This is a genomic window from Intrasporangium sp. (assembly GCF_030452765.1).
In the GTDB taxonomy this organism is placed as follows: Bacteria; Actinomycetota; Actinomycetes; order Actinomycetales; family Dermatophilaceae; genus Intrasporangium_A.
On record NZ_JAKDLO010000026.1, the window covers coordinates 25,270 to 32,686 of the forward strand.

Genomic DNA, 7,417 nt, shown 5'->3' on the forward strand with positions numbered 1-7,417 from the left:
CATCCGCAGCACCCCTTGCGTCACCTTGGCATACCCGGTATATATGCTCTCACCTGAGGGAATACCGAGTATGCCAGGGAGGCGTCCATGTCGGTCAAGCAGGGTCTGCTCGCGCTTCTCGCCGAGGAGCCGATGTACGGCGCCCGGTTGCGCAGCGAGTTCGAGGCGCGCACCGGCGGCACGTGGCCGCTCAACATCGGGCAGGTCTACACCACCCTCGCCCGGCTCGAGCGGGACGGCCTCGTCGAGCCCGTCGGCGGGCCGGACGTCGAGGGCCGGATCAGCTACCGTCTCACCGAGCTCGGGCGCACCGCGGCGGACGCGTGGTGGCGCACCCCCGTCGACCGCGACTCGACGCCCCGTGACGAGCTGGTCATCAAGCTCGCCCTCGCCGTCACCTCGCCCGGGGTCGACGTCGCCGCGGTCGTCCAGACCCAGCGCACCGCGACCCTGACGCACCTGCGTGACCTGACCCGCCTCAAGGCCTCGGCCCCCGACGAGCCGAACGGCCACGACCTCGCGTGGCAGCTCGTCCTCGAGAGCCTCCTGTTCAACGGCGAGGCCGAGGTGCGCTGGCTCGACCACGTGGAGTCCACGCTCGCCCGACATGTCGGTATGCCGCTCAGCCCGGTCCCAGCCCCTGCTGACCTCCCGGACGTGGCGCAGCCACGCATCTCGAGCCGGAAGGGAGCCCGGGCATGAGCACGAGCCAGCACCAGACCGGCACCGAGACGCGGACGACCGGTCCGATCCTCGTCCTGACCGACGTCACCCGGGTGCACGGGTCCGGTCAGACCGAGGTGGTCGCCCTCGCCGGCGCCTCGCTGTCCGTCAACGAGGGTGAGCTCGTCGCGGTCATGGGCCCGTCGGGCTCCGGCAAGTCGACCCTGCTCAACCTCGCCGGCGGGCTCGACAAGGCCACGTCGGGCGCGGTGGAGGTGAGCGGCATACGGCTGGACTCGCTTGATGCCAAGGGGCTTGCGGCGCTGCGGCGCCGCTCGGTCGGCTTCGTCTTCCAGGACCTCAACCTCATCCCGAGTCTGACCGCAGCCGAGAACATCGGCCTGCCGTTAGAGCTCGACGGCGTCTCGGTGCGGCGGGCCCGCTCACAGGCGCTCGACGCGCTGGGCCGGCTCGACCTGCGCGAGCTCGCCGACCGCTACCCCGACCAGATGTCCGGTGGCCAGCAGCAGCGGGTCGCGATCGCGAGGGCCCTCGTCGGCGAGCGCCGGCTGGTCCTGGCCGACGAGCCGACCGGGGCGCTCGACTCGCACACGGGAGAGGGCGTGCTCAGGGTGCTGCGACAACGCTGCGACGCGGGTGCCGCCGGGCTGCTCGTGACGCATGAAGCGCGTCACGCGGCGTGGGCCGACCGGGTGATCTTCCTGCGGGACGGGCGGATCGTCGACTCGACGGGTGGGCCGGACTCGGCGGACTCGCTTCTTGCCGAGGCGCGGTGACGCGATGAGGACGGGACAGGGGGACACGGAGCAGCCCGCACATGGGGCGAGCCGCTTCGAGAAGTGGAGGTCCGGGTGGCGCGTCGCACTGCGGATGGCGCGACGGGACGTGCGACGCCACCGGGGCCGGAGCGTGCTCATCACGGTCATGGTGGGCTTGCCGGTGCTGCTGCTCGTCGCGGGCAGCACGCTGTGGTTCAGCAACGACTTGAACTCCGCCGAGCGCCTGCCGCTGCAAGTCGGCCAGAGCCAGGGCTACCTGGTCGGGCCGCGCCCCGAGGCACTCAAGCAGCTCCTCGACCCGTACAGCAGCTACGACAGCGGTGCCGAAGGGCAGGTGCCCGCACCGGCGCGGCCGGTCCCGGGCTACGGCCCAGGCACGCAGGAGAGAGCCCTCGAGGACCTGGTCGGCGGGCGACTGCACCACCTCACGATGACCTACGGAACCGCGCGGGTCGGCAAGCACCTGTTGCACGTCCAGGTCCTCGGGGCAGACGGATCCGCGCGGGGCGCGGCGGCGACGCTCGCCCCCAGGGTCACCCTGAGCAGCGGCCGCTGGCCGGCCGGCCCCGGCGAGGTCCTCGTCACCCCGGTCGGGGTTGCCGAGGGGCTCCCGGCCTCGGGCACCTTCGAGCTCGGGATCGACGTCGTCGTCGGCGACCACCAGGAGCGACAGACGCAGCAGGTCACCGTCGTCGGCACCGGGCAGGGCTTCCAGGTATGGGGCGCTCAGCAGATCAGCCCCGTAGGTGTCATCACGACCCCGACCGAGGGCCCCATGGAGGGCCAGTGGCTCGTCGAACGCAGCGCCCCGATCACCTGGCCCGAGATCGAGCGGCTCAACACGTATGGCGTCGGCACCTACAGCAGGTATGTCGCACAGCACCCCGACACGATGAACGTTCCGTCGGAGTACACCGCACGGTCCGACGACACGCTGTTCGTGGTCGGGAGCGCCGCCCTGGGGCTGTTGCTGCTGACCAGCCTGCTCGCCGGTCCGGCCTTCGCGGTGAGCGCAGCCCGGCAGCGGCGCACCCTCGCGCTCGCCGCCTCGAACGGCGCCACCCGGGCCCAGCTGCGGCGCAGCGTACTCGCGCAGGCGCTCGTGCTCGGGGTGCTGTCCTCGCTCGCCGGAGCGGTCGTCGGGGTGGTCGGGGGGCTGGCCGGCGCCCTGGTCCTGGGCCGGTTCAAGCCGTACTACTTCCTCGGCCCACTCGAGGTGCCGTGGACAGCTGTGGCCATCGTCGTCGCGGCGGGCATCCTCAGCTCGGTCGTCGCGGCGCTGGTCCCGAGTCGGGGCCTGGGGAAGCTCGATATCGTCTCGATCCTGCGTGGCCAGTCGGTCTCGGCGCCGCTGCGGGCCCACATCCCGGTCGTCGGGGCGATCCTCGCCGGGATCGGCGTGGGCGCCGTGCTCTACGCGTCATTCCGTTCGCAGGGCGTGTACGTCTTCGTGTTCCTCGGCGGTGTCCTCCTGCTCGTCGTCGGGGCGTTGCTCATGGTGCCGCTCGTACTCGCAGTCGGGGCACGCCTGTCCCAGCGGCTCCCACTCGCGGGCCGCATGGCGGCGCGCGAGGCAGGCCGGCTGCGCGGCCGGGCCACCCCGACGGTCGCGGCGATCATGGCGGGCGCGGCGGTGCTTGCCACCGTGTGCATCGCACTGCAGGCAGACACCGTGCGATCGTCACGGAACTACCAGCCCCAGACGCTGGAAGGGCAGGCGGTCCTGAACGCGTGGGGACCGGGTGAGACCCTCTCGGGGGTGCTCACCGCGGTCCAGCGCGCCGAGCCGTCACTGCACGCCCTCGTCGTGCGAGGCGACGCCCAAGGCACCGACGACACCAGTACCCGTCTGGCCGCCGTCAGACCTGGTTGCACCCCGGACGAGACGATCCCGGAGATCGCCGAGGACCCGAACGGGCCACCCTCGACCGCACCGGGTGATCGGCCGCCTCCGTGCGCCACGCTGGCACTCTCTGGTTCAGCGCCCGGGACTCGCCTCATCGTGGTCGACCTCGACGAGCTGGCGGACTTCGTCGACCTGACCGAGGCCCAACGCGCGGCCCTCGCGAAGGGTGGCCTCGCCGTGCTCGACCCGACGGTGACCAAGACGCTGCCGGTGCAGGACCCGTTCCGGATGGGCAACACCGACATCGACCTGCAGCGGCCGGTCGACGTCGATGTCGCGGACGGAGCGGTCGGCTTCTACCGCTATGAGGTCACACCGAAGCCCGACGGTTATGACGTGGACGCGAAGCACACTGACCAGGTGGAACTACCGATCGTCCCGCTGTCCCACGAGCAGTGGGTGCGCCTGGCCGTCGGCTGGTTCGGCGTACCCGGGGGCCTGATCACGACCGAGACCGCTGCCAGCCTCGGGGTCGAGACGGCACCCGACATGGCCCTGCTCCGCGGCGACAGTGCCATCACGCCCGCGCAGGAGCAGCGGCTGGTCGACGCTGCCGCGAGCGTCTCGCCTGAGGCCACGGTCACGGTCGAGCGGGGCTTTCAACGCTCCGACGGGCTCGTCATCGCCATCGTCATCGCGGTCATCGCGCTCGTCATCCTGGTCGCGACCCTGATCGCAACCGCGCTCGGGCAAGCCGAGGCTGCGCCGCTGCTCGGCACCCTCGCTGCAGTGGGGGCCACGCGCCGAACCCGGCGGGCCATGGCCGGCGCACAGGCGACCTACCTTGCCCTGCTCGGGGCCGTGCTCGGCGTCCTCGTCGGGATCGCACCGGGCATCGCGATCTCTCGGATCATCACCGCGAACTACACGGAGGACGGCATCGACCTGTCCGGCGTCGTCATCGACATCCCATGGCTGCAGATCCTGCTTCCGGTCCTGCTCGTCCCGCTCGTCGCGGGAGCCCTGGCGTGGGTGAGCATCCGACGGGCACCGGTGGTCACGCGAAGGTCGACCTGAGCCCGGTCCGCTGCCGCACGCGGCGTGGCGGTCCGGCCTGGCAGGCGCCGAGCCTTCGAGAGAACTGGCGTGCTGGCCGGCATACCTCAGTCCGGCACCGGGTAGGTGCGCAAAGATGGAACCCATGAATGACGACGCGCACGCGCAGGCCAAGGAAACCCCAGACGGCGCGGACGACAAGCCGGAAACCCGCATCGTCGTCGTGACGCCAGAGGGGATGGGCGTCGTCGACCCCGCCGGTGGCGACGACGCGCGCGACCGGGAGCGCACCAACCCGGCCGACCTCGTCGAGGAGCCGGCCAAGGTCATGCGGATCGGGTCGATGATCAAGCAGCTGCTCGACGAGGTGCGCAGCGCTCCGCTCGACGACAAGGGCCGCAAGCGCCTCGCCGAGATCCATCACCAGTCGATCGAGGAGCTCAAGGACGGTCTCGCCCCGGAGCTCGTGGAGGAGCTCGAGCGGATCGCGCTTCCCTTCACAGACGAGTCGCCGAGCGACCCCGAGCTTCGCATTGCCCAGGCCCAGCTCGTCGGCTGGCTCGAGGGACTCTTCCACGGCATCCAGACCGCGCTCGTCGCCCAGCAGATGGCGGCCCAACAGCAACTCGCCCAGATGCGGGCCCTCCCTGCGCCGCCCGGTTCGTCGTACGGTCAACCGCCGGGCATGCATCCCGGGATGCACCCCGGCCATGGCCACCCGGGCTCCGAGGCCGGTGGTTCCACCGGACAGTACCTCTGAGCCTGACCTCCCCCGAACGCTCGGTCAGCGGCCGACGCGGGAGTTGTGCCGTGCCTGCAGGATGGCAGTCGGGAGGAAGGCAAGGACGATCCCGAGGAAGAACCACCCGAGCAGCGAGGTCGGGGTGAGGACCGCGGCGAGCAGACCTGCGAAGGCGCCGGCCACGCGCAACACGAGAGTGCTGCCCGGTTCCTGCTCTGGTCGGCGCATCCACGGCAGCGGCGACCTCGGGTTCGCCAGGATGAGCTGACGCGTCGAGAAGGTCAGCAGCACGGCCGCGACGACGAGGGCGACGATCCACATGTCGGCGATTGTGCCAAACGCGCCCGCAGAGCGGCCCGGACTGGGCACCTAGAGTGAGGGCAATGGTGGTGATGAGCCGACGGGCCTGGCTGCGCCGGGCGGAGATGCTCGGGCGCTGGCTCGCCGTGCTCGTCATGTGCTACCTCGGCGGCGTGGCAGCCACGAACCTCGCACCGACCGTCGTGAAGACCGACCACTACCGCGCTGTGCTGCGCCTCGACGTCGTCCCCCGGCCCAGTCCGGTCTTGCATGCGCCGACGATTCTCGGCGATGTCGACCTGAAGTTCGACTCCCCGCTCGTCGCGCCCGGACTCGACGTGGCTGTCTCCGTCCGCGAGGAGATCACCGGGCTGCTCACCCGACCCGACATCTCCGTCGACGCGCTCGAGCCGAGCGACGCGGAACTGTCGACGGCCATTCACGAGGCGGTCCTCGGTCTCGGGCTGCGCTTCGTCGCGGGAGCCCTGGTCGTGGCCCTCGCCCTGACGATCATGATCCACTACGCGATGCGGCGCCGGCCTCGGCGACACTACATGTGGCTGGTGGCTTCCGGCCTCGTCGCCGCCTGCGTCGTCACCGGGGCGAGCACGGCCACGACCTACCAGCCCGAACGGTTCCAGTCCTTCACGACCACGGGCGTACTCGGGCTGGTCAGACGCAGCGCAGGGATGCTGACCGGTGTCGAGGCGCGTGCCGACGAGGTGACGCCATACGTGCGCAACCTGCTCGCCGTCTCGCAGGCGCTGCAGGCGAAGTTCGTGCCGGGAGACCTCACCAAGCCGGTGGCCGCCCGCTTCCTGCTCGTCTCGGACATCCACGGGGCGAACCAGTACCCCCTCATGCGCTCGATCATCGAAGAGGAACAGATCGACGCCGTCATCGACTCGGGCGACCTCATCAACTTCGGACGGGTCGAGGAGGCCGAGGCGTCCGGCCTGTTCAAGAGCATCGCCTCGCTGGGGGTGCCGTACATCTTCGTCTCGGGCAACCACGACCAGGGTTCGCCCACCGACCGGGCGCTCCTCGAGCGGCTGAGCCAGATCCCCAACGTCGTGCTGCTCCAAGGGCCGAGAGGCACCTACCACGAGCTGACCTTCCACGGGTTGCGCATCGCCGGGTTCAACGACCCTCGGTGGTTCGGTGACGACAACAAGGACCCGGTCGCCAAGGAGGCGCCTGCGGTCGACCAGTTCAACCGGACCATGGCAGACCAGCCCGAGCCGGACATCGTCGTGGCCCACGAGCCGTATGCCGTCACCTACGTCAAGCGCGCCCGTATCCTCATCAACGGCCACATCCACAAGGCGGGCCTGTTCGGCAACCGGATCCAGGTCGGCACCTTCACCGGGGGCGGACTCTTCGCGCACTACACGACCGGGGAGGACGCCGAGCTGACCGGCCAGCCCTACGCCTTCGACATCGCCACGTTCGGTACGGCCTGTAACCTCACGCGGTTGACGCGCTACAGCTACCGCAACCTGCTCGAGGGGCGCCCAGCCTACGACTCGATCCAGGTCATCAACGGCTCGACGATCGAGCCGCGGGTCCAACCACAGGAGCAGGCGGGACAGGGGCAGCAAGGCCAACCGGGCCAGCCCCCTGCCGGCACGGACCAGTCGCCTCGTTCGTGCAGCGACACGGACCCGACGACGACGCGCAATATCACGCCGGTGCCTCCTGGAGCGGAGCCTCCGGGCACCCAGGCGCCGGCCACGACGACGACGATCCCCACGACCGGGCCGACCAGCACGGGGCGCGAGTGAAGTGTTACGCGTCAAGCTGCGCCGCGCCGCTGGGCTGGGTTCCCCTCAGACCGAATCCCTCAGAAGGGTGGTGGGTCCGCGCCGTGATCGTGGCCGTCGGGCTCGGTCCTGGCCTCGGGGTCTGGTTCGGGTCCGTGGGGTCGGGTGACCGGGTCGGGGTTGTGGTCGTGTCCGCCGGACCTGGCCCGGGGGCGGGCGCTGTCGAGCCAGTCGGCCGGGTAGGTCA

The 7,417-nt window shown here is 70.7% G+C and carries 6 protein-coding genes; 5 read left to right on the forward strand and 1 reads right to left on the reverse strand.

From position 1 onward, the window contains the following. Positions 1-87 precede the first annotated feature (87 nt). The 4 genes from L0H79_RS05375 (at position 88) to L0H79_RS05390 (ending at position 5,125) form a co-directional block, all read left to right on the forward strand. Positions 88-702 carry a PadR family transcriptional regulator gene (locus L0H79_RS05375; RefSeq protein ID WP_301483532.1) on the forward strand — a complete coding sequence of 205 codons (615 nt, stop codon included), beginning with the start codon at positions 88-90 and terminating at the stop codon, positions 700-702. Continuing rightward, on the forward strand, positions 699-1,460 hold the full coding sequence (locus tag L0H79_RS05380) for an ABC transporter ATP-binding protein (protein WP_301483533.1): 762 nt from the start codon (positions 699-701) through the stop codon (positions 1,458-1,460). Before L0H79_RS05375 ends, L0H79_RS05380 begins: the two co-directional genes overlap by 4 nt. A 4-nt stretch (positions 1,461-1,464) precedes the next feature. After that, positions 1,465-4,386 carry an ABC transporter permease gene (locus L0H79_RS05385; RefSeq protein WP_301483534.1) on the forward strand — a complete coding sequence of 974 codons (2,922 nt, stop codon included), beginning with the start codon at positions 1,465-1,467 and terminating at the stop codon, positions 4,384-4,386. A 124-nt stretch (positions 4,387-4,510) separates the two neighbouring features. Beyond that, complete coding sequence (locus L0H79_RS05390) at positions 4,511-5,125, forward strand: bacterial proteasome activator family protein (protein WP_301483535.1); 615 nt, start codon at positions 4,511-4,513, stop codon at positions 5,123-5,125. A 24-nt stretch (positions 5,126-5,149) separates the two neighbouring features. On the opposite strand, the gene L0H79_RS05395 is transcribed toward L0H79_RS05390, so the two are convergent. Continuing rightward, on the reverse strand, positions 5,150-5,428 hold the full coding sequence (locus tag L0H79_RS05395) for a hypothetical protein (protein ID WP_301483536.1): 279 nt from the start codon (positions 5,426-5,428) through the stop codon (positions 5,150-5,152). A gap of 62 nt (positions 5,429-5,490) precedes the next feature. On the opposite strand from L0H79_RS05395, the gene L0H79_RS05400 reads away from it, so the two are divergent. Then, on the forward strand, positions 5,491-7,191 hold the full coding sequence (locus L0H79_RS05400) for a metallophosphoesterase (RefSeq protein WP_301483537.1): 1,701 nt from the start codon (positions 5,491-5,493) through the stop codon (positions 7,189-7,191). The last annotated feature ends 226 nt before the right edge of the window (positions 7,192-7,417 follow it).